Annotated in this window: 17 protein-coding genes; 7 read left to right on the top strand and 10 right to left on the bottom strand. The window is 46.1% G+C overall.

Features of this window, described 5'->3' with window-relative positions:
* Window positions 1-3 precede the first annotated feature (3 nt).
* Window positions 4-3,339: a protein DpdE gene (dpdE, locus tag QUA36_RS04870; protein ID WP_333455904.1), complete on the top strand. Its 3,336-nt coding sequence runs from the start codon at window positions 4-6 to the stop codon at window positions 3,337-3,339.
* Between the two features lie 133 nt (window positions 3,340-3,472).
* Here dpdE and QUA36_RS04865 read toward each other — a convergent pair whose 3' ends face one another.
* From QUA36_RS04865 to gatB, 7 genes are all read right to left on the bottom strand, one after another.
* Complete coding sequence (locus QUA36_RS04865) at window positions 3,473-3,745, bottom strand: type II toxin-antitoxin system RelE/ParE family toxin (RefSeq protein WP_333455902.1); 273 nt, start codon at window positions 3,743-3,745, stop codon at window positions 3,473-3,475.
* Window positions 3,742-3,945 carry a hypothetical protein gene (locus tag QUA36_RS04860; protein ID WP_172186847.1) on the bottom strand — a complete coding sequence of 68 codons (204 nt, stop codon included), beginning with the start codon at window positions 3,943-3,945 and terminating at the stop codon, window positions 3,742-3,744. Before QUA36_RS04860 ends, QUA36_RS04865 begins: the two co-directional genes overlap by 4 nt.
* 187 nt (window positions 3,946-4,132) lie before the next feature.
* Window positions 4,133-5,365, bottom strand: a complete 1,233-nt coding sequence (locus tag QUA36_RS04855) for a pentapeptide repeat-containing protein (RefSeq protein WP_333455901.1) — start codon at window positions 5,363-5,365, stop codon at window positions 4,133-4,135.
* A 108-nt stretch (window positions 5,366-5,473) separates the two neighbouring features.
* Complete coding sequence (locus QUA36_RS04850) at window positions 5,474-6,112, bottom strand: Uma2 family endonuclease (RefSeq protein WP_333455899.1); 639 nt, start codon at window positions 6,110-6,112, stop codon at window positions 5,474-5,476.
* Between the two features lie 220 nt (window positions 6,113-6,332).
* On the bottom strand, window positions 6,333-6,920 hold the full coding sequence (locus QUA36_RS04845) for a Uma2 family endonuclease (protein ID WP_333455897.1): 588 nt from the start codon (window positions 6,918-6,920) through the stop codon (window positions 6,333-6,335).
* 43 nt (window positions 6,921-6,963) lie between these two features.
* Window positions 6,964-8,130 (bottom strand): pentapeptide repeat-containing protein, encoded by a 1,167-nt coding sequence (locus QUA36_RS04840; RefSeq protein WP_333455894.1) that lies wholly within the window; start codon window positions 8,128-8,130, stop codon window positions 6,964-6,966.
* A gap of 458 nt (window positions 8,131-8,588) precedes the next feature.
* Window positions 8,589-10,091: an Asp-tRNA(Asn)/Glu-tRNA(Gln) amidotransferase subunit GatB gene (gene gatB, locus QUA36_RS04835; protein WP_333455892.1), complete on the bottom strand. Its 1,503-nt coding sequence runs from the start codon at window positions 10,089-10,091 to the stop codon at window positions 8,589-8,591.
* Window positions 10,092-10,631: 540 nt separating this feature from the next.
* Between gatB and QUA36_RS04830 the strand changes: the two genes are divergently transcribed.
* From QUA36_RS04830 to QUA36_RS04815, 4 genes are all read left to right on the top strand, one after another.
* The gene (locus QUA36_RS04830; protein WP_333455890.1) at window positions 10,632-13,904 is read left to right on the top strand and encodes a PAS domain S-box protein; all 3,273 of its coding nucleotides are present in this window, start codon (window positions 10,632-10,634) and stop codon (window positions 13,902-13,904) included.
* Between the two features lie 407 nt (window positions 13,905-14,311).
* Window positions 14,312-17,485, top strand: a complete 3,174-nt coding sequence (locus tag QUA36_RS04825; RefSeq protein ID WP_333161272.1) for an EAL domain-containing protein — start codon at window positions 14,312-14,314, stop codon at window positions 17,483-17,485.
* A 541-nt stretch (window positions 17,486-18,026) separates the two neighbouring features.
* Complete coding sequence (locus QUA36_RS04820; protein ID WP_333036521.1) at window positions 18,027-19,616, top strand: glycoside hydrolase family 57 protein; 1,590 nt, start codon at window positions 18,027-18,029, stop codon at window positions 19,614-19,616.
* Window positions 19,617-19,670: 54 nt separating this feature from the next.
* Entirely contained in the window at window positions 19,671-19,847 is a 177-nt protein-coding gene (locus QUA36_RS04815) for a hypothetical protein (RefSeq protein WP_333161270.1), read from the top strand.
* Window positions 19,848-19,873: 26 nt separating this feature from the next.
* On the opposite strand, the gene QUA36_RS04810 is transcribed toward QUA36_RS04815, so the two are convergent.
* Window positions 19,874-20,206 carry a type II toxin-antitoxin system PemK/MazF family toxin gene (locus tag QUA36_RS04810; protein WP_333161268.1) on the bottom strand — a complete coding sequence of 111 codons (333 nt, stop codon included), beginning with the start codon at window positions 20,204-20,206 and terminating at the stop codon, window positions 19,874-19,876.
* Window positions 20,191-20,385 carry a hypothetical protein gene (locus QUA36_RS04805; protein ID WP_333161266.1) on the bottom strand — a complete coding sequence of 65 codons (195 nt, stop codon included), beginning with the start codon at window positions 20,383-20,385 and terminating at the stop codon, window positions 20,191-20,193. Before QUA36_RS04805 ends, QUA36_RS04810 begins: the two co-directional genes overlap by 16 nt.
* Window positions 20,386-20,950: 565 nt before the next feature.
* On the opposite strand from QUA36_RS04805, the gene QUA36_RS04800 reads away from it, so the two are divergent.
* Window positions 20,951-21,118 (top strand): hypothetical protein, encoded by a 168-nt coding sequence (locus QUA36_RS04800; RefSeq protein ID WP_333161264.1) that lies wholly within the window; start codon window positions 20,951-20,953, stop codon window positions 21,116-21,118.
* Between the two features lie 47 nt (window positions 21,119-21,165).
* Here the strand turns inward: QUA36_RS04800 and QUA36_RS04795 are convergent, their stop codons facing one another.
* Window positions 21,166-21,348, bottom strand: coding sequence for a hypothetical protein (locus tag QUA36_RS04795; protein ID WP_333455888.1), 183 nt, complete (start codon window positions 21,346-21,348; stop codon window positions 21,166-21,168).
* 340 nt (window positions 21,349-21,688) lie between these two features.
* On the opposite strand from QUA36_RS04795, the gene QUA36_RS04790 reads away from it, so the two are divergent.
* Window positions 21,689-22,483 carry an ABC transporter permease gene (locus tag QUA36_RS04790; protein WP_445301415.1) on the top strand — a complete coding sequence of 265 codons (795 nt, stop codon included), beginning with the start codon at window positions 21,689-21,691 and terminating at the stop codon, window positions 22,481-22,483.
* Window positions 22,484-22,692 lie beyond the last annotated feature (209 nt).

Raw genomic sequence — 22,692 nt, 5'->3', positions numbered from 1 at the left:
ACTATGATTGATGTTGGTTCATTAGTTCGATCGCCCCGAAGCGATTTGGGAGTCGGAAAAGTTGTCGAGGTATCGCGTACCGATGCCGTAGTTGAATATTTTTGCTCAGTTAAAAACCGCATCCGCAAAACTGTGCCCTTAAGTCTACTGCAAGAAGCTAGACTTCAGCGCCAAACCCGCTGCTATCTCTGGAGTACAACTCAGGAAAGATGGATAATTGGGCGAGTTTATGACTGGGATGAAGATAAATTAGAGTACGAAATTGACCTGCCTGACAGCCAAAGTTTGCAAGCTGTTGAAACCGAACTTTACGTTCGCTGCAATATCCCGATCGCCGATCCGATCGACATTTTAGCAGTCAAAGGCCAAGAAACGCCGTATTTTCACGATCGGCGATTGGCATTTGTTCAATCTGCGATCGAACAGCGGGCCGTCAGCCGCGGCATGACAGGTTTAATTTCTGCTAATATAGACCTCTATCCGCACCAAGTTGAAGTCGTCCGGCGCGTCCTAGAAGACCCAATCGTGCGCTATTTATTAGCCGACGAACCAGGACTGGGAAAAACAGTAGAAGCCGGGACAATTCTCCGCCAATTTCTGCTAGATGAACCCAACGGACGCGCTGTGGTACTGGTTCCGAAATACTTGCTCGAACAGTGGCGGCAGGAGTTGGAAAATAAATTCTATTTGTCTCATTTTGCTGACCGAGTGCAGCTTGCTGCTGTTAGCGACATCAATCAAATTAGCCGCAATGCTAATCTAGATTTTCTGATTGTGGATGAAGCGCATGATGTTGCGGCGATGGCAAATTCGAGCGATCGTACTCAGCAGCAGTCCTTTGAACTTTGTCAAAAACTAGCTCAGAAAAGCAAAAATGTATTGTTATTATCTGCAACGCCAGTTATCGGCCACGAGCAAGATTTTCTAACGATGCTGCATTTGCTAGATCCGACAACTTACCGTCTTGATGACCTGGAAAGCTTCAAAGAACAGGTTAAAAACCGTCAAGAAATCGGCAGCGCTTTGCTAGATTTTCGAGAAAATGCCAAGCCTGCTGTTTTGCAAACAAAACTCGCTCAACTTCGCACTATTTTTGCCAAAGACGATTATTTAATCGGATTAGCAACAGAGTTAGAAAGTTGTTTGAAAACTAAAGAAACAGCAGAACAGGCTCGGCTTGTCCGAACTATTCGCACTCACGTTAGCGATACCTACCGCCTCCATCGTCGCATCCTTCGCAACCGCCGGGATGCGGTTGAAGATGTGATTTTTGATCGAGAGGCTGTCCCCAAAACTGAGTACGATCTGAATGATGAACAGTGGTCGGAAATTCAAACCGTACTCGATAAATGGCGCACAGTCGCTCCCAAGTCGAGCGAATATCAGAGAATTTTTCTGCTGTTTTTCCGCGCTTCTGGTACTTGGCTGAATGTTTTAGAACGGGTTGTGAAAGCTCGCTTGCAGAAAAAATCGACTCCAGAACTCGATCGCGAATTTGGACAAAATGACACAGCAATTTTGACCAAAACTGCGCTGTTTCCCGAAGAAAGGGAAATCCTGGAAACCTTGCTCAATACCCTGGAAAAGCCCCAGGAAGGACTCGATCGACTGAGTTTGTTACGAATTGCCATTCTCCGATTTCTGGCAGTTGCTTTGAAGGTTCCGCGCGAGTATCACAGCAAACCTCGCGATTTGCTGTCGAGAATTCAACAGCAAATTAAACGGCCGATTCCAAACGAGCGTTTCCCGAAAATTGTGATTTTTACCAGTTTTACTGCAACTTGTAAAGAGATTGCGGAAAATTTAGCAAAAATCTTTGGTAAAAATGCGATCGCCAGCCATGACACGAGCAAATCGGCTGATGATGTTGAGGCTAGTCTCAAGCGGTTTAAGACTGAACCCCATTGTTTTATCTTAGTGTGCGATCGATCGGCCGAAGCAGGGGTAAATCTGCAATTGACAGATTGGTTAGTTCACTTCGATTTACCGTGGTTTCCCAACCAGCTAGAACAAAGACTCGGCAGAGTCGATCGCATTGGTAGCAAAATGGGAGTGCAATTTTGTTTGTTTGCAGGCCCGGATATGCCGGAGAGTCCCCACGAAGCTTGGTTTCAAGTTTTAAAAGATGGGTTTGATATCTTCAACAAATCTATTGCCAGCCTTCAGTTTTATGCTGAGGAAAAACTTTTCAAACTTGAAGAAAAGTTGTTTGCTGAGGGAGGCAAGGGCTTATCCAGCGAAATTGAAGCGATTAAAACTGAAATCGAACAAGAGAAAATCAAAATTGACGAACAGTACGTTCTCGATGAAATTGATACTCTTGATGACAGTGCATCTCAGTATTTTGAATCTCTCGACAACTGCGATGCTAAGCATAAAGAAATGCAGCGGGCTACTGAAGGCTGGTTGTGTCAAGCTCTTCACTTCAAACAAATCGAACATCCGAGTATATCGGGGTTGATGCGCTATAAACCTACTCAAAAAACGTTAATTCCCTCGAACGATTTGATGACCAGATTGGTTCCTTATTGCCAGCAATATGGCAGTTACAATCGCCGTATTGCTTATCAGAATGCGGATGTGGCTCTTTACCGCATTGGTGAGGGATTGATCGATGCAATTAGCTCTTATATTCGCTGGGACGATCGCGGTCAAGCTTTTGCCATGTGGCGGCATGATGAAAGTTGGGATGCTGCGCCTGGGAAGGAGTGGTTCGGCTTCCAGTTTAATTATTCAATCCAGACTGATGTGCAGCCTGCCGAGCAAGTTTTGCAAGCACAAAACATCGAAAATTACAACTTGAAAGCTTTGCAGCGCCGCGCTGATGCTCTGTTTATCCCAACTTTTGAAACTGTGTTTGTAGATGCTCGCAGCGAGCCGATGTCTCTGGTGGAAGATGCGGAAATTATGGCGATTTTGCAGCGGGGTTATAAGGGGAAAGGCGGGCCGAATCGGGATTACAATTTGTCGAAAAATCGCACGTCGCTGATTGACAGTTTTGTCGATCCGCTAGAATGGGATGATTTTTGTCAAAAGGGACGGGTGGTATCGGAGGAATTGCTGCGCGGGCGATCGGCTTTTGTGGAAATGTGCGATCGATCTGCTGTTACTGCTGCTATCCAACTAGAAAACCGGGTGAATCAATTGCAATTGCGATTGAATCGACTTTCTAAATCCGAACAACTTTTAGAATCGGTTTTGGCTGAGGAAATCAATACCGAAAGTTTGTTGAGTGAAGCGGTTTTAGCTGGTATTCGCCGCCCGCACATGACTCTTGAGTCTGTGGGATTTATTGTGATTTCTGGGCGTCCTCCTGTAAAGTCGGAGGATGAAGGATAATTTGTTTGGTAGGGCGATCGCTCTTTTTGACCCGATTCGGAAGCACAGGCGAGACGCCCGTGCCACGATAGACGGATATGGATCAAAGGGCGATCGCTTTTTATTTAATCAAACTGTAAGAGTGAAAACAGCTTTAGGGTGGAAAGTAGCGATAAATATCTTTCCGGTTAAGAACTCTTGCAAAAGTAACTGTTTCGCCATCAAAATAAAAACCTATTCGATAGTCGCCAACCCGAAACCGATACGCATTATCATCGCCTTTCAATTTTTTTAAGTTAACTATTGTCTGTAAATCATTAACATTGGGAATTTCCCCAAAAGCAAACTCCTTGATTTGCTGAAAAACAGGCGTACTTTTAAGAGTTTTTAAATCCTTCACAAAACTGGGCAGATATTCTACTTTCATTCTGTTTCCAGTTCTGCAAGCGCTTGCCGTAAATTTAACGGCTTTTCATTTTTTACTTCGCGCATAGCCAACAGAAGTCCTCTATCTTCGATAGCTTCTAGGAAATACTGATAGTCGGTATAATCTAGAATGACTTGACTAATGTTGCCTTCGGCATCTAATATTAATTTTTTGGCAAGTGGATAATCTTCTATCTTCATATACTTTTATGTTGAGATGAGTTGGGAGGAAATGATGGTTCTATTTTAACAGCGATTTTTTTTACAAGGTTTGATGATGGTCGATTCCCTTCGGGATAGCTTCGCTTCACGCTCTTTTTGAACCGCAGATGCAGACGGATAAACGGGGATGGACGCAGATGGATGAAAGGGATATCGTACTTACGGACTAAACCTCCTCAAAAATCGCGCCTCGCTGCTGTAGATTCACCTGCGTCTCCTCATCGATTCCTGAATTGTTCCCGAATCTGGCTGACTCGACATTCGCACCACTGAAATTAGTATTTGTTAAGTTCACTTCCAGCAGATTGGCGCCGCTCAAATTGGCACCGCTGAGGTTAGCTAAAGCTAGACTTGCTTTGTGCAAATCTGCGCCACTTAAATCAGCATTTCCTAAGAAAGCCCCACTCAAATCTGCACCGCCGAATTTGGCATTTTGCAGGTTGGCGTCGCTGAAATCGGCATCGCTTAAGTTTGCACCCCGGAAATTTGCCCGATCGAGATTTGCGCTGCTAAAATCCACTGCACTTAAAGTCGTTCCGCGCAAGCTGCTACCCGCGAAATCTAGTGCTGGATTGAGATTGGCGATTTGGGCCAACTCCACAAAGTTGTCGGTTTCAGCGGAGATTATGCGATCGACCATTTCCTGCAATTGAGATTCAGCTTCCGGGACTATTTCCACTTGGCGCGGTTCAACCGGAGGCAAATTGTAGGACAATAGCGCCCAACTGAGGGCAGGTTGGAGTTTATTTGCTTGCAGGTATATAGTCAGAATTCTTTCTAAAACCGAATGTTGATTTGGCGTGATATCGTGCGGCCACAAACCCTCCGCATCTGTGAGATTAATATCTTCTTTAGCAACTTCAAAAGCCGCCGCCATCCGAAATTCTTTGCCCGCCAATTCTCCCAGTTTAGCACTTTTTAGCAAACCTTTTAATATTGATTTGCCCTGTTCTACTGCAAAAATCCAAGCTGGCGTTTTATCATCGCTGATTGTGGAAACGTGACAAAATATGCTCTCTGTTTCCTTAATTTTTTCCGCCTTCTCCCCGCCCTGAACTCCCCGCTGACTTTCAGTTACTAAATTTTCTGCACTGCTTTGAATGGGCAGGCTTTCTCCTATCGGCAAAAGTTTGAAAGAACCGACTAACTGACGTGATGCTACGGGAATTTCGCAGTTTTCTAGATAGAGTTTGAGCGTCCCGCCTTGCAGACCAAATTTGACGCGACCACCTAGCAAGGGTTCCCAATGCTCGTTAAAATTCAGGCTCAAGTGAATTTCGAGCTGCTGGGTTTGGGGTGCAACCGATGGAACTGGGATTGCTTCTAATTGCATCCACAAGCAATCTGGGTATTTGTTGTGAGAATCTAGCGATCGCATATCGGGTAGAATTGCTGGCACTACCAGCCTGTAATTGATATTTAAATTAGTTTATCATCTCTATTTTATCACAACACAGTTTTTTTTATGGGGCTAAAATTGTAAATTTTGTTTAATTCTCTCCGCCCTTCATTGGTTTTGCTGAATTTGGCTTTTTACCCAATTCCGAAATGCTTTTACTAATTCCAAATAGTCCATTGTTTCTGCTTGTTCCAAAAATCTGACAATCTCTAATATCGGTAAGCTGGGAAAGGCTAAACTGATCTCGCCCTCAACGTATTCTCCATTTTCTAATCTGTTGATTCTGAGTCGCGATCCATTATAAATCCAAACTTCCGGCACTCCCAGATCCGCATAAACCTGCAAGCTATTTTCCGAACGGCTGGTAATATCAATTTCCACCACTAAATCCGGCGGCGGATCTTGAGCCAGGTCGATTCTTTTTTTGCCTTTAACTGCACTAATATTCTGGATGTAAAAACATTCATCAGGTTCTGCACCGCTAAGTTCAGGACGCTTGAATGTGGTAGATCCAAGAGGTTCAATTTTCACCTCTAATTCTTCAGCTAAGGTTTCAACAAATCGACCCATTATTGTTTTGAAGCGTTCGTGTTCTGGAGAAGGTACTATAATTTTAAGATTGCCGCGATTATATGTCAGTCGAATTTGCCGATCGCCGATTTCGGCAAGCAAATTTTCGTAGGTTTGCCAACTGATACCCGATAGCTGGACGCTTTGTTCTGGCCGAGCGAGAGTTTGAGCAGTCATCTGATTTTAGATTTTAGATTTTAGATTTTAGATTTCTCCCCCGACTAATAAATCCGGGGCTACAAACAAAATTGTTTTGGATGATAGTGCTAGTTTTATGCTTCGTGCGCTCGCACTTTTACATTATATCATCGAAGCCAGCTCGATCGCTCTCTAATTACTGAGTTAAAATATGTGCGATGGCTGCTACGCCCCGGCTTGCGCCTACGAGCCAGATATTTTACTCATCAATCGGCGCTGGAAATACCGAAGACAAATCTAGAGACAACTCTGGAAAACCCGGAATTACCACCGTCTGATTTGGCAAAACAACTCGTTGCAATTGATAACTATAACTACCGTTTTGTTTCTGATAAGGTTCGCTGTGCATTTCCAGTTGATTATCAACCAAATTAAATATCCAATAATTATAAATCCCCGTCTCAGCATAGAGAGACAACTTGGTTGTGCGATCGTACTTCAAAGTAGAATCGGAAACCTCAATTACCAACAAAATATCCGCAGGCTGCGGGTGAGAAGATAAATAATTGTCCGAACGATTGCGCGCAATCACAACATCAGGCTCTGGTTCGCTATCATCAGACAAAATAATCGGCTCTTGTACGCGCAAGCGAGCGCATCTTGCCAGTAAAATGACTAACTCCTCAAGTAAAAGACTGTTGCAAACAGAGTGAAGCCTACCTTTAGCAGCCATAATGATAATTTCTCCGCGAATCAATTCAACTCGGTCATCGGGGGCGAAAAACCCCAGTTCTCCCAAACGGTGATATTCGGCGATCGAGAATCGTTTTGCAGTTACGGCACTCATAGCTTTTCTTACCCTCTACAATTACCAACCTTTCCAATTAATTCTACTCAAAAATCCCGCCCCGTGCCATCAATTCAACCTTCACGGCTTCCGAAATTCCGACACAACCAGAAAAATTGGCATTTTTAACCACCGTATTTTTCAAATCAGCGCGGCTCAAATCAGCACCGTTTAAATTCGCACCACTCAAATTAACACCGCTTAAATCAGCATTTCTGAAATCAGTATTTGTCAAATTTGCATTTACTAAAAGCGCATTCGGTAAATAAGCACTGCTCAAATTGGCCCCGGTTAAATTTGCACCGCTCAAATTCGCCCTGGGCAGCTTTGTCCGCAAATCTGCACCGCTTAAATTCGCGCTGCTGAGTTCAGCATCCCGCAAATTAGCATTGCACAAATTAGCATCAATTAAAATAGCAGCGCTCAGCAAAGCACCGCTGAGATCAGCCAAAGTCAAATCAGCGCCTCGGAGGTTGGTTTCGCGCAAATCCGCACCGTTAAAATCAGTGTAGTGCAAGTCAAAACCGCTTAAATTAGCCCCAGCAAAATCCTCAATCAAATTCAAACCAACTGTTTCTGTCAGTTGTACAAAACTCTTATTTTTATCAGTTAAAAACAGTTCCCGGACGATCGCCAATTGCTCCTGTCGGTACTGGTTAGCCTTCTCGTAATCTGCTAAATACTTGTAACCGAGCTTCAAATACTTGAGAGCATTGCGCTCAATGCGATCGTCCTTGCTGGTGCGCGCGATCGACAACTGCTCGTGATAGCATTCGATCGCACCAGGCAAATCACCCTTAGCATCGTAAGCTAGCGCCAAATTGCCCAAAGTTTCCAATTCAGAGCGCCCGTCGCCAGTGTCCCGCGCGATCGCCAAACGCTGTTGCTGGTAATCAATAGCACCAGAAAAATCTTCAAGAGCACAACAAGCATTGCCCAGATTTCCCAAAGCATTTGCCTCACCCCGGCGATCGCCAATTTCGCGCGCTAACACCAAATGCTGCTGGTAGCAGTCGATCGCCTGAGCGTAATTTCCCAGGGCTTCGTAAGCTACGCCCATATTACCCAGCGCCGCCCCCGATCGCCGCTTATCGTCCATTGAGCGATACAGCGCCAGCGCTTCCTGCCAAGAATCCAGCGCCGCCTCAAATTGACGCGCCTGATATTGCGAAATCCCCTGCTTGATTAGCTCGCTAGCTTGTTCGCTCATACTGTCAAAATTAGTTAATAACTAAAGTTGATATTAATCGACTCAAAGCGGTAATTGCTAATCGGTAATCGGTAATCGGGGATCAGTATGGCCAATCCCCCTCTCCCCTCCGTATTTTCACGTCCGTGAAAAAAAAAAGACAAAAAAAAGAGAGAGCTACCTAAGTAACTCTCTCTGCCATCAGGGTGCATCTACATAACACAATATAACACGACCGGGATGAGGGGTGTCACCCCCAAACGTGAAGATGTTGTAAAGAAATGTAGATTAATTATAAAGTTACGAGCCAGCGAGAAGGGTAATTCGATTTTAGATTTTAGATTTTGGATTTTGGATTGACCCCACGGATAAATTCGGGGGCTTGTACCATCAAGAAATTCTTGGCCAGAGGGCGGCGGGATCGGGAAAAACCGATCGCCCGCCGCTGTATCCGCTACACGAGTCCCTTAACGAGTTGCTTAGCCTGGGCCGTTAAGCTTCGCCGTCAGCAGCTCATTCGTCAATTTGGGATCAGCCCGGCCGCCCGTTTCCTTCATCACCTTGCCGACAAAAAAGCCCAGCAGCTTAGTTTTACCGGCTCGGTACTGTTCGAGCTCCTTGGGATTGGCGGCTAACACGGCATCGATCGCTCGATCGATCGCCCCAGTATCCGAAATTTGAATCAAACCCTTGCTCTCAACGAACTTCTGAGGCGAACCACCGTTGGCGAGCAACTCCGGCAAAATATCCTTAGCGATTTTGCCGCTGATCGTACCGGCCTCAATCAGCCCCAGCAGTTCCGCTAAATCCTGCGGTTGGAAAGGAATTTCTGCGATCGCCAGCTTTTCATTTTTCAGATAAGCAGTGATATCGCCCATCACCCAATTCGCAGCTTGTTTCGCACCAGCACCGGCGGCGATCGATTTTTCAAAATACTCCGCCACCGCTTTGTCGTCAGTCAGCACCCGCGCGTCGTAGGGAGAAAGACCCAGCTCAGTTTCGTAGCGATTGCGCTTCATTGCCGGCAATTCCGGCAGGTGAGCCTTCCAATCCTGCAATTGCTGAGCCGAAACTTTGATCGGGGGCAAATCCGGTTCCGGGAAATACCGGTAATCGCTCGCACCTTCCTTAACCCGCATACTGAAAGTACACTGCTTGTTTTCATCCCACAGCCGGGTTTCTTGGATGATGGTTTCGCCATTTTCCACAGCTTGAATTTGCCGCTCGATCTCATAATCGATCGCCCGTTCGATCGCATTAAAAGAGTTCATATTTTTAATTTCCACCTTCGTGCCGAACTCTTTTCGGCCAACGGGGCGCACCGAAATATTCACGTCGCACCGGAGCGAACCTTCCTGCATATTCCCGTCGCCAACACCGATGTAGCGCACGATCCGGCGCAATTCTTGACCGTATTCGGCAGCTTCCGCGCCCGATCGCAAATCCGGTTCCGAAACAATTTCGATTAGAGGTACACCGGCACGGTTGTAATCCACCATTGAATAAGTTGAACCGCTCAACCGATCGCTGCCGCCGTGAACCAATTTTCCGGCATCTTCCTCCATGTGCAAGCGAGTGATCCCGATTTTTTTTCTAGTAGAATTTCCCGTCTCATCCACGAGTTCAATTTCTAGCCAACCGTTAGTTGCGATCGGCAAATCGAACTGAGAAATTTGATAATTTTTCGGCAAATCGGGATAGAAATATTGCTTGCGGTCAAACTTACTGTAAGGTGCGATTTCGCAGTTGAGAGCCAGCCCTGCTTTCACCGCATACTCCAGCACTTTTTGATTTAATACTGGCAACACTCCAGGCATTCCCATACAAATTGGGTCAATGTTAGTATTTGGAGCATTGCCAAATTCTGTAGAAGAACTGGAGAAAATTTTAGTATTGGTACTTAATTGACAATGAGTTTCGAGGCCGATAATGGCTTCGTACTGAGTTTGGTTTTTTATCGAAGAGGGTGCAGCAGCAGTCATAAGCAATTTTAAAGACTGAATAACTTTAGATTTTATTTTAGCTTTTTATTGACCAAAGTGATTGAAGATTATTTGTAGGTAGGGGCGGTTTCATTGGTGTCAACAAGTGCGCCAAACCCTTTGTTCGGCAGGTTTAAACCCCTATCGGACTTTGAGAAAGCGTGTTTAGTTGAGACATATGGGGTTCTGCATACGCAACACCCTGCTACAGATTCGCGATCGACCCACGCCCGCAGCGACGCCGATCTCCTTTTGATAGCCCGCAAACAACAACCCTGTGCAAAAATATATTTAGCGCCAGCTCCGGCCCACACCCTTCTTTCGGGAGACTTTTAGATCGAGATCGACCAGGATTGCCGATCGATCTGCACCCCAAATCCTTTGACTGGCAGTCTTTAATAACGCCCGCCGCCTCCAACGATCGGCTCCACGCACAGACTAAAAATTAAAAATGTATAATTTAACAGGAAATTACATATTTTTATTTTTTAAACTTTAATTTTGAATTCTCAAAGTAACACTTGCCTAAGTGTCAAAACTATGCCTGAAATTCCAGTTGAAAGTGCCACACTGTTTCAGAACAGCACCACTGAGCTAGAGCAGGCGGAATCAGCCCTCGAACTAGCTTGGAACGAACTCGAAAAACAAACAGCAGAAACCATTGCTCACATTGCCAACCTCGGCTCAACAAACACACAGGAAATCAGCGATCGCTTGGCCGAGGCGAAGCAACTGCGCCAGCAACTTCAAAGTCAAATAAAACAAGCCAACTCGCGGCTGGAATTTCACCTAAAAAACTCGCCAATGGCAGTTATAGAGTGGGACAGGGAATTTCGGGTAGTGCGGTGGTCGCCAATGGCAGAACAAATATTTGGCTGGAGTGCAGCAGAAGTAATCGGTAAATACTGGCACGAATGGTCAATAGTTCATCAAGAAGACTTCGAGGAAGTGTGCGCCGTCACAAATCAACTGTTACAGCGCAGAGAACCCCGCAACATTTGCCGCAACCGCAACTATACCAAAGATGGCTCGGTAATTTACTGCGAATGGTACAATTCTGCACTAATCGATGAATCGGGAGTAGTTTCAATTCTCTCTTTTGCCAGAGACGTAACGGATCGCCACCGCATTCAAGAAGAACTGCACAGCCGCGAAAAAGCTTTCAGCACCATAGCCGAAAATGCGACCGATATCATCGCCCGGTTCGATCGACAATTCCGCCACCTTTACATCAACCGCGCAGTAGAATCAGCAACCGGAAAATCCCCCGCAGAATTGATTGGCAAGAGCAACAGAGAATCAGGAATGCCACCACACTTGTGCGACCTGTGGGACAAGACTTTTTTGAAAGTTTTTGACACCGGCAAACAAGAAACCATAGAATTTGAGTTTCCCACTCCCGATGCCATAAAACATTACCACTGTCGAGTCATTCCCGAGTTTTCTGAAGACAATTCAGTAGAAACAGTTTTATCCATCGCCCGCGACATCACAGAACTAAAACAAGTCGAATCACAGTTGCGACAAAGCGAATCCAAATTTAAAGCCATAGTTGATTCTAACATGATTGGCCTAATTTTTTGGGATCTTAACGGCAGCATTACAGATGCCAATGCCGCCTTTTTAAACACGGTAAACTATACGCGGGACGCTCTGCTTGCCGGAAGAGTTAACTGGCAAGAAATGACACCACCAGAATACGTGAGTATAGATACAGAAAAAGTTGCCGAACTGAAGGCTAGAAATACGGTTGTTCCCTTTGAAAAAGAATTTATACGTTCGGATGGTAGCCGCGTTCCGGTGCTGCTGGGCAGCACATTTTTAGAAGGAACGAAGCAGTTAGGCGTCAGTTTTGTGCTGGACTTAAGCGAGCGCAAGCAGGCAGAAGCCGAACTGCACAAACATCAGCAACTTTTAGAGAGTATTGTTACAACAATACCTAATTTTCTCTACATTTACGATGCAGTAGAAAACAAAAATATTTATGCCAATGAATCGGTTACAGCCATGCTGGGATACACTCCCCAAGAATTGCAAGATTTGGGTACACACGCTGTCGCTAACTTAGTTCATCCCGATGATCTGTTAAAGCTAATTACAGGTATGGAGCGACTAAAACAAAGCAGGAATCCCTATGAAACGAATGACAGAGACTACAGAATCAAACACAAAAATGGGGAATGGCGCTGGGTGCACGCTCGCTCTAAAATTTTCAAAAGAACCCCAGACGGAAAAACGATGCAAATTATCGGTTCCGTACTCGATATCAGCGATCGCAAACAAGCCGAAGAATCATTAAAACAGCAAAAAGAACTGCTGCAAACTATCTTCGATAACGTGCCGATTATGCTCGCATTCTTAGACCAAAACGGTCAAATAAACTGGGTAAACTCCCACTGGGAACAAGTGCTCGGCTGGAGTTTGGCGGAAACCAAAGACCGCGATATCTTGGCGGAATTTTATCCGCAGCCAGAATATCGTCAATATGTTTTGGATGAAATCCAAGCAGCAACTCAGAAGTGGAGCGATTTCAAAACACAAGTTAGAGACGGGCGAAGTATCGACACTTCTTGGGCTAATGTTCACCTTTCCGACGGCAGTTGTATCGGCATTGGTCAAGATATTACCGAACGCAAACGAGTAGAAGCTGAACTTAAAGAACTCAACGAAACTTTAGAAGCTCAAGTTGCCCAGCGTACCGCAGAATTAGAGACTTTTTTTGATGCTTTGCCGGACTACATTTATGTTGTAGAACGGAACCATATGCGCTTGTCTTTTGTCAACCATCCCCTTGCCGAATTTTCTGGCTTCGATAGCAGGCAGCAGATGCAAGGCAAAACAATTTTTGAGTGCTATCCCAGCGAACTCACAGAACGATTTTGCCGGGAAAATTTGCAAGTATTTGAATCAGGCAAAACTCTGCACTTTCAGGAAAAATTTGTAATACCTGGTGGTCATGCTTACTTCGACACGTTTAAAATTCCGCTGAGAAATCTCAACGGCGAGGTTTATGCTTTAATTGGGACTGCTCGCGATATCACTGAGTTGGTAGAGACAAAACAAGCTTTGTCAGAACGCACAGAGCAATTAGAAGCTGCCAATCAAGAATTAGAATCTTTTTCTTACTCAGTTTCCCACGACTTGCGCGCACCTTTGCGACACATTTCGGGTTTTGTAGAAGCTTTGAAGCAGCGACTAGAATTAACTGAGGCTTTGAGCGATCGCAAAATAGTTCACTATATGGAAATAATTGAAGACAGCAGCCAAAAAATGAGCCTGTTGATTGACGGTTTGCTCGCCCTGTCGCGGGTGAGTCGCACCGAGTTGAGGCAAATTCCGATCGATCTGAGCCGTTTGGTACAAAATGCGATTAAATTGACTAAACCACCAACTGTCGCAGATCCGGCCCAAACTCCCCACAGCGTTGAATTTGCCGTCGGAGATTTGCCGAAAGTAATGGGAGATCCAACCTTGCTGCAACAGGTGTTCAGCAACTTGATTAGCAACGCCGTCAAGTTCAGTCGCGGACGCACTCCAGCTACAATAGTTATTGAGGGTTTACCGGATGGGACGATTTTTGTCAAGGATAACGGGGTGGGTTTTCCGATGGAATATGCCGATCGCCTGTTTGGAGCCTTTCAGAGGCTGCACTCCCAGAGAGAATTTGAAGGTACGGGCATCGGTTTGGCGATCGTCCAGCGGATTATTCACCGCCACGGCGGCACGGTTTGGGCCGAAAGCCTACCTAGTCAAGGAGCCACCTTTTACTTTAAACTAGGGCAAACAATCTCAAGCGGTAATATAGATTCATAAGTTAAGTGTATAAGAGTTTTAAATTCAAAATTTAAAACTCTTATACACTTAAATAAGTCACAATCGGTGAGAGCATCAGAATTTTGGTATGACAGGAGTGTTCACTGTTAGGGATGGAAGCGAAAGATCTAGGCTTGGCTGTGCAAGATGCTCGTACTCCTAAAAAACGCTCTTTTAAAAAGAGGGATGATCCCCAATCGGTTCGATCCGCCCTCGACTGCCGGTGCTAAATAAAGGTCTGGCGAGTAGAGTATATAATTGATTTTGCTAAAAAGAACTAAAAATATCGAGATAAAATTAACAACCAAATTCAGTCTAAAAAATTAGTAGCAAAAACACGAATAACCAATTGAAAACGGCCCCACTACCTTATGTTAGATATAAATCAGACTAACTATCTACTAAAAATGGTTGCGGAATCAACATTAAACTTGTTGATTATCGAAGACATGGCAGAAGATATGGAATTAATAGTGCTTGCCTTAGAAGCGGGGGGGGTAAATTTTAAGTGCGACACTGCCGAAACAGCAACAGAGTGCAGAAAACTGCTCGAAAATTGCCAGTACGATGCTGTACTCTCAGATTACCGCCTCCCCGGCTTCAACGGTTTAGAAGTGTTGAAATTAATGCAGGAATTAGGGCAAGACATACCCTTGATTTTAGTAACGGGAAGTTTGGGAGAAGAAGCGGCAGTTGAGTGCATCAAAGCCGGAATGACCGATTACGTATTAAAAGGGCGACTGTTTAGGTTGCCAACAGTTTTAGAACGATCGCTCCAAGAATACAAAATGCGGCGCCAGCAACAAGAAGCGATCGCTCAAATTCAGCGGCAAGCTCAGCGAGAAGCGATCGTCAACCGCATCCTCCAAGCGATGCGCTTCACCCTTGTACTCGACGAAGTGCTGCAAACCACCGCAGATCAACTGCACGAAGCTCTAGACATCAGCGCCTGCGCCATCTTGCAGCCAGATGCTGAAGGCGGCATCAGAGTTCGCTACATCAGTAAAGCATCCGACAGAGAACGGTTTGTCGGGCTAAATTGCCAAGTGGCCGAGCACTACAGATCGGGGCTCGCGGCCGGCGAAACCCTGATTATCGACGAGGTATCGACCCTGTGCCCGTCACTGGAAGAATCAGCAGGGTTGGTAGGGTTTCGCTCCGTCGCGATCGCCCCACTGCTCTACCAGGAGTCATTTTTGGGAGGAATTAGCCTCTATCAGTGCGATCGGGCGCGCTCTTGGAGCGCAGAAGAACTGTCGCTACTCAAAGCCATAGCCGATCAGTGCGCGATCGCGATCCACCAAGCCGAACTCTACCAACAAGCCCAAACCGAACTTGCAGAACGCAAGCGCGCCGAAGCAGCAGTCTGCGGCATCCAGCAGCAGCTAGCCACAATGGCAGCCAACATTCCCGGCTCAGTCTACCGCACCGTGCTGCATCCAGATGGCACAATGTCCCTGCCCTACATCAGTCCGGGCGTGCGTGAAGTTACTGGGATCGGGGCCGAAGAAGTGATTTCGCACCCGGAACTCTTGACCGAAATCATCCATCCAGAGGACAAAAGCTCGTGTGACAGCAGGGTAGCAGCATCGAAAGCGAGTCTTTTGCCGTGCGATCGCCAGTACCGCATCGTTCTGAGATCTGGGGAGGTCAAGTGGGTGCAAGACAGCGCTAAATTTTCCAAAAACGAAAACGGCGACGTAATTATAGACGGAGTAGCCCTCGACATCAGCGATCGCAAACAAGCAGAATCAGCCCTGCGCCAAAGCGAACAGCGATTTCGCTCGCTGATTGAAAACGCCACAGACATCACGATCATTCTCGACGCCGAAGGAATCTTCCGCTACATCAGCCCTTCCGTCAAGCGAATTTTAGGATACCCGCCCCACCAGGCGATCGGCCGCAGCGCCTTAGAAATAGTTCACCCCGACGACAGCGCCACGATCACCGAAACCCTCCACAAAGCCATTGAAAACCCCAAAAGAAGCCAGTGCCCAGTTGAGTACCGAGTCCGCCACCGCAACGGTTCCTGGTGTTATGTAGAAGCTGTAGCCACCAACTTGCTGTATGATCCCGCAGTCAAGGGAATCGTGATTAACTGTCACGACATCACTCAGCGCAAACTCGCCGAAGAACAACTGCTGCACGATGCTTTTCACGACGCCCTCACCGGATTGCCCAACCGATCGCTATTTACCGATCGGCTGGAACACGCTCTGAGGCTGGCCAAACGGCGCAAAGACTACTTGTTTGCCGTGCTGTTTCTCGATTTAGATAGATTTAAAGTAGTCAACGATTCCCTCGGCCACGCCATCGGCGATCAATTGCTAGTATCGATCGCGCGGCGTCTGGAAGCTTGTCTGAGACCCGGAGATACAGTGGCCCGCCTCGGAGGAGACGAGTTTGTGCTGTTGCTAGAAGACATCGAGGGCATCAATGAAGCTACCACCATTGTCAACCGCCTGCAAAAGAAAATCACCTCCCCTCTTCTTTTAGACGGACACGAAGTATTTATCACTGCCAGCATCGGCATAGCTTTGAGTTCTAGCGAATACCTGGAACCGACAACCCTGCTGCGCGACGCCGACACAGCAATGTACCGCGCCAAAGAACTCGGCAGAGCCCGACACGAAGTTTTCAACAGTTCCATGCACGCCCACGCTTTGCGGCTGTTGCAGCTCGAAAACGACCTGCGGCGGGCGATCGAATCAATTAGAGAGCCGGTCAGAGAAGAAGACTTTCCCTCATCCCCCGAATCAGCCTTACCTCCCTTATCCGCAGCGCCCCAGTTTATTATTCACTACCAGCCGATCGTGTCGATCGCCAATAACACAATTACCAGTTTTGAGGCCCTAGTGCGCTGGCAGCATCCAGAACGCGGCTTAGTTTCCCCCGGTGAATTCATCACCATCGCGGAAGAAACCGGCTTGATCGTACCCCTCGGCCGCTGGGTACTCCGCACAGCTTGCCACCAAATCCGCCAGTGGCAGCAGCTATTTCCCAGCAATCCCCCCTTAAGCGTTAGCGTCAACATTTCTGTAAAACAGTTTTCTCAGCCAGATTTAATTGAATACATCGACCAAGTTCTTCAAGAAACTAACCTCGACGGCAGCAGTTTAAAACTCGAAATTACCGAAAGCGTACTCATAGAAAATTCCGAATCAGTAACAGCAATGCTGGTACAGCTCAGAACCCGAAACATACACTTGTGCATTGACGACTTCGGCACCGGCTATTCCTCGCTCTCCTACCTGCACCGCTTCCCCACCAATACCTTAAAAATAGACCGCTCTTTTGTTAGCAGGATGGGAGGTGAGTTCGATTTCAGTAAAGGAGGCATTGACCCCACAGAAATTGTGCGGTCGATCGTTACTTTGTCTCACAATTTAGGCATGGATGTAGTAGCCGAAGGAGTCGAAGAATCCTCGCAACTATCTATACTAAAAGGGTTAAAATGTGAGTACGCCCAAGGATTCTTTTTCTCAAAGGCAGTAGACTCTCAAACAGCAGCAGCCCTAATCCGACAGCAAGCAGAAAATCAGAATTTGCTGACATTTAGTTTGTTAGAGAAAGGCCATTAAAAAAACACGGCATTTTGTGAGTCCCGTTTCAGCATAAAATCTTAAAATATTTTAAAGCTGTCCCTAAATGGCGTCAGTTAATAACTACGGCATCCAAATCACTGTCAACGACCCATGTCTAAAGATACTGGGCTTCCAGCCTCAGACTTAAACGATAGTTGACCAGATGTGTAGCTGCGTACTACGTTAACGGTAAGAGTTAAAGACCTACCAGGGAGTGCGAAGCTAGTTCCTGGCCAAGCGAAATTTAGGATTAAATAGACTTATTGGGTTAAATCACTGTCCTAAATATAGTATCGGCCCTTAACTAAGGCGCCAGCTAACATTACCCCTCTCATAGAGGCTCCTTATGGAGCGAACATTATGCGTACAGGATTGCGAGGTTGGATGTGGTAATTGTCCCACTGAAAGTACATTACAAAAGTACACTCCCATCTAGCAATCCTCGTGTAATGGAAAGATTCACGGCGGTTGAAACCGCCTAGCCGTTGCCCACGAGCGGTCTAAAGACACGCTCGTTTCCCACTTACCAAATTTTTTTATGACTATTGGCTACCTCGCACTCGTTCTCCACGCCCACTTGCCTTTTGTCCGCCACCCCGAAAGCGACTATGTTTTAGAAGAAGAATGGCTGTTTGAGGCGATCGCGGAAACCTACATTCCCCTGCTGCAAGTCTTTGAAGGGCTCAAGCGCGACGGCATCGACTTTAAAATTACCATGAGCATGACGCCGCCGTTGGTGGCAATGCTGCGCGACCCCTTGCTGCAAGACCGCTTCGACGACCACTTGGCTAAACTCGAAGAATTAGCCGATCTCGAAATCGAACACAACAGCGGAAACGGTCACCTCCGCTATTTGGCAGAACATTACGCCGCCCATTTCTCTCAAGTCCGCAACTTTTGGGAAAAGTACGATCGAGATTTAGTCAAAGCCTTCAAAGAACACCAAGATACCAACAACCTCGAAATCATCACCTGCGGTGCCACCCACGGCTACCTACCGCTGATGAAAATGTACCCCGAAGCAGTTTGGGCACAAATTCAAGTAGCTTGCGACAACTACGAAGCAAACTTCGGCCGCCGACCAAAAGGCATTTGGCTGCCCGAATGCGCCTACTATGAAGGCTTAGAACGGATGTTAGCCGACGCAGGCCTCCGCTACTTTCTCACAGACGGTCACGGCATCCTCTACGCCCGCCCGCGTCCCCGCTACGGCAGCTACGCCCCAATTTTCACCGAGTGCGGAGTAGCAGCCTTCGGCCGGGATCACGAATCCTCGCAGCAGGTTTGGTCTTCCGAAGTCGGCTATCCAGGCGCCGCCGAATACCGCGAATTCTACAAAGATTTGGGCTGGGAAGCTGACTACGATTACATTAAGCCCTACATCATGCCCAACGGCCAGCGGAAAAATACCGGGATTAAATATCACAAAATCACCGGTCGCGGATTGGGTTTAGGCGATAAACAGTTGTACGATCCTTACTGGGCAAGGGAAAAAGCAGCCGAACACGCCAGCAACTTTGCTTTTAACCGGGAACGCCAAGTCGAACACCTCAACGGCATTATGCAGCGTCCGCCGATTATTGTTTCGCCTTACGACGCCGAACTTTTCGGTCACTGGTGGTACGAAGGGCCTTGGTTCTTAGATTACCTGTTCCGCAAGAGTTGGTACGACCAAAATACCTACGAGATGACGCACTTAGCCGATTATTTGCGGGGAAATCCGACTCAGCAAGTGTGCCGCCCGTCTCAGTCTAGCTGGGGTTTCCGGGGTTTCCACGAGTATTGGCTCAACGATACCAACGCTTGGATTTACCCGCACTTGCACAAAGCAGCGGAACGGATGATTGAGTTGGGAAGCATGGAACCTGCGGATGAATTGCAGTGGCGCGCTTTGAACCAAGCCGCGCGGGAAGTGCTGCTAGCTCAATCTTCTGACTGGGCATTTATCATGCGTACAGGGACGATGGTGCCCTATGCGGTGCGCCGGACTCGATCGCACTTAATGCGCTTTCACAAGCTTTACGATGAAGTGAAAGAAGGGAAAGTTGATTCGGGTTGGTTGGAGAAGGTTGAGGAGATTGATAATATTTTCCCTGAAATTAACTATCGCGTTTATCGATCGCTTTAAGTCTCGTTTCCCCTTCCATCCTGTCCCCCCAGCCCTGCTTAAGAGAGGGACAGGATGTTAATTAAAATTATAGGTGATGCGGCGATCGCCATGAGTGGAATGAGAAAGGCGATCTGTGGTTTAGAGTGTGAGGGCGATCGCATTTTGGGATGGAAAGGTCGATCGCACTTTATCTCTTTTTCTCAACGCGCCGGCGATCGCACAACACAATCTAGTCAAACAGCATTTTGAGCTGAGGAACGCTGGACAATAGAGAATTACTGGTGAAGAATTTCAACTATCTTGGCGATCGCCTCGTTCAACTTCTCAGGTTTAAGCTTACCAGCTTTATAAAGTATAATTTCTCGATCGGCGGTAAACAAGCGATTAGGTCTAATGTTGCTCGTTTGGTTAAGTCCGCCCTCGCTAAAATCACTACTTTCAAGGGTAATAGCATAGCGATCGGCGAGCGTCTGGCTAGTAATCTGACAAAGAATTAGATCGTCTCCTGCCAAAGTTGCTATGACTAAAGCCGGTCGGCGCTTGGCTTGTGTTAAATCGGAAAATGGGAAAGGAACAACTATCACATCACCTTTTACAAATTCTGCCATGCTTCATCCTCCTCTGACTTTAACCAGTCTTTTTGCAAAGAAGATTCACTGAGCAGGATTGCTTCTAACTTATCTTTATCATACTTTGCTTTGAGGAATTGCAGAAAATCCCAAACTTCTTCTAATATAAATTCTGGAATATTATCCACTTCTTTAAGGAGCAATTCTTTAGCGTTCATGTCATTTACCTATAAAGACATAGTAACTGTTAATCTATGATAGCATCCTTGAGATTAACAGCGCTTAGTTGCGATCGCTCCCAATCTTCATGACCGACGGACAACCGCAAGCAGCCCGCCAAATTCCGACCGAGAGGTAGCTCCATGCAGACTACTAATCTAGAGCAATTATCTGCTGCTGACGCTCAATCCATCCTCGCTTACCTACCCGATCGCATCCGCATCGCCCTCATTACCCGCGCGGCTGCTATTTAGTATCCCATAGAAGCTTTCGTAGAAATGGATCTCGCCAGTTTTCTTGACTCGCTTAGCGTTGGGGTTTGCAGACTGTAAGCCAGGGCGCGGTAAGTAGTTGTCGATCGAGACAGATTTTAACATTTAGTTGGTAACGGCATTTTTTTGGCGAAAAGTAGAGCGAGTGCGCTCGACTAACCTACTAATTCAACGCGCAGGCGATCGCATTTTGGGATGGAAAGGTTGATCGCACTTTATGTCTTTTTCTCAACGCGCAGGCGAGCTCCTTTTTGGTATGGAAAGGTCAGTGCGATCGCGAACAAATAGAATTATGCAAGCAAAAGGAACAATAGCAGAAAGATCGCGATCGAGAACAAATGGAAATCGGCAGGAAGAACGAAGACAAAGAGAAAAGCAATATCGCCAAATTGAGAATATCATCTTTTTGTCGGAACTGCGATCGGCGGTGGACAAATCTTTTGGGTTAGCTATCCCCTAATCAAAGCTAAACCCATTAAATGGCAACCCGATTTTTTGTCTTCCGCTTCATTCCTTAACGGCAACGATTATCTGGAGTTTGCTTTTCGGTTTAATATTTGGCCGATTGATACTGGGTATCCGGCCGCTGGCGAGAAAAATATCCCCCAGAATTCTGTGGCTGGTAAGAAAAATATTATCCAGGTAAAGCGGTGCGTGATAGTCAATAGTAAAGGGCTGCGGTGCAATCATTGTTCACCGTCACCCACCCTATGGTTAGATATTTGTCAAATTATTATAAGATTAAGAATTGTAACATATTAGTCTTTCCAATCAATCAATGGATTGTTGGTGTAAAAACATCAATTATTCTTAATAATTGCCAAAATATATGGGCTTATGATTGACTTAAATTAATAATTGTAATTTTTGTTTAAATATTGTTAGATAAGTTAATACTGCGTGTTAGTAAAACAACTTAACTAAGGGGGCTCAATAATTTAAAATTATAGTGAAAAGAGCAGCCTGTACAGCAGTTAACTTAACACAAGCTTTACAATAGGATGAAATCTAAGTATTTACACCGCAAAAAATGGCTATAAACATGGGACGATATTTGCACGTACTGAAATTGTTCTGGGGTGCGGCGATCGCAGCGGAACTAGAATACCGAATCAACTTTGTCCTCGCGGCCATCAGCAGCCTCGGAAATCTTGCTGGCAGCTTGTTTGGGCTGTTTTTGTTCTATCGTACAGGCTACACATTTTCGGGATGGAAATGGGAAGAGGCTTTAGTTGTACTCGGCATTTTCACGATTTTGCAGGGGTTTTCGTCAACGTTTCTAGCACCTAATCTCAGCCGTATTGTCGATCGAGTTCAGCAAGGTACTCTCGATTTCGTACTCCTCAAACCCATCAGTTCTCAATTTTGGCTATCTGCAAACACAGTTTCGCCTTGGGGAATGCCAGATTTAATCTTGGGCACTGTATTGCTGCTGTATGCTGCTAACAAATTGGGAGTAGCAATCGGCAACTATTTTTTAACAGCAATACCGCTGTTATTCGGAACTATTACTCTTTACAGTATATGGTTTATGTTAGGGGCAACCAGCATTTGGTTTGTCAAGATTTACAATGTTACCGAAGTTCTCGAAGGATTGTTAGAAGCGGGTAGATTTCCCATGGCAGCTTATCCTGCAGCTTATCGATTTTTCTTCACTTTTGTGGTTCCCGTTGCCTTCTTGACGACTGTGCCAGCAGAAGCCATGCTGGGGAGAGGTGAAATCGTTTGGATCGCAGGGGCGGGAATATTGGCGATCGGGCTGTTATTTTTCTCGCGCTACTTCTGGCAATTTGCACTCCGCTTTTACACCAGCGCTTCCAGCTAGTTAAGCAGGTAGGTAGGCTGCTGCCGATCTAGATTGTCTATTATGTTTGAGAGGGAGAGGATTTGACACGTGCGGAATAGGGAAGTGAAATATACATTCTCAAGACAAAACAGCTTATCTAAAAAATATTTGTTTCTATTTACTTAGATAGTTAAATAAATGTAAGATTTCAACTTATCCTTGAAATGTAAACTGGAAATAAACCACGC

It is taken from the genome of Microcoleus sp. Pol10D4 (assembly GCF_036701555.1).
In the GTDB taxonomy this organism is placed as follows: Bacteria; Cyanobacteriota; Cyanobacteriia; order Cyanobacteriales; family Microcoleaceae; genus Microcoleus.
Note: the sequence above shows the minus strand (reverse complement) of the source record. Positions and strands in the feature narration are given on the sequence as shown.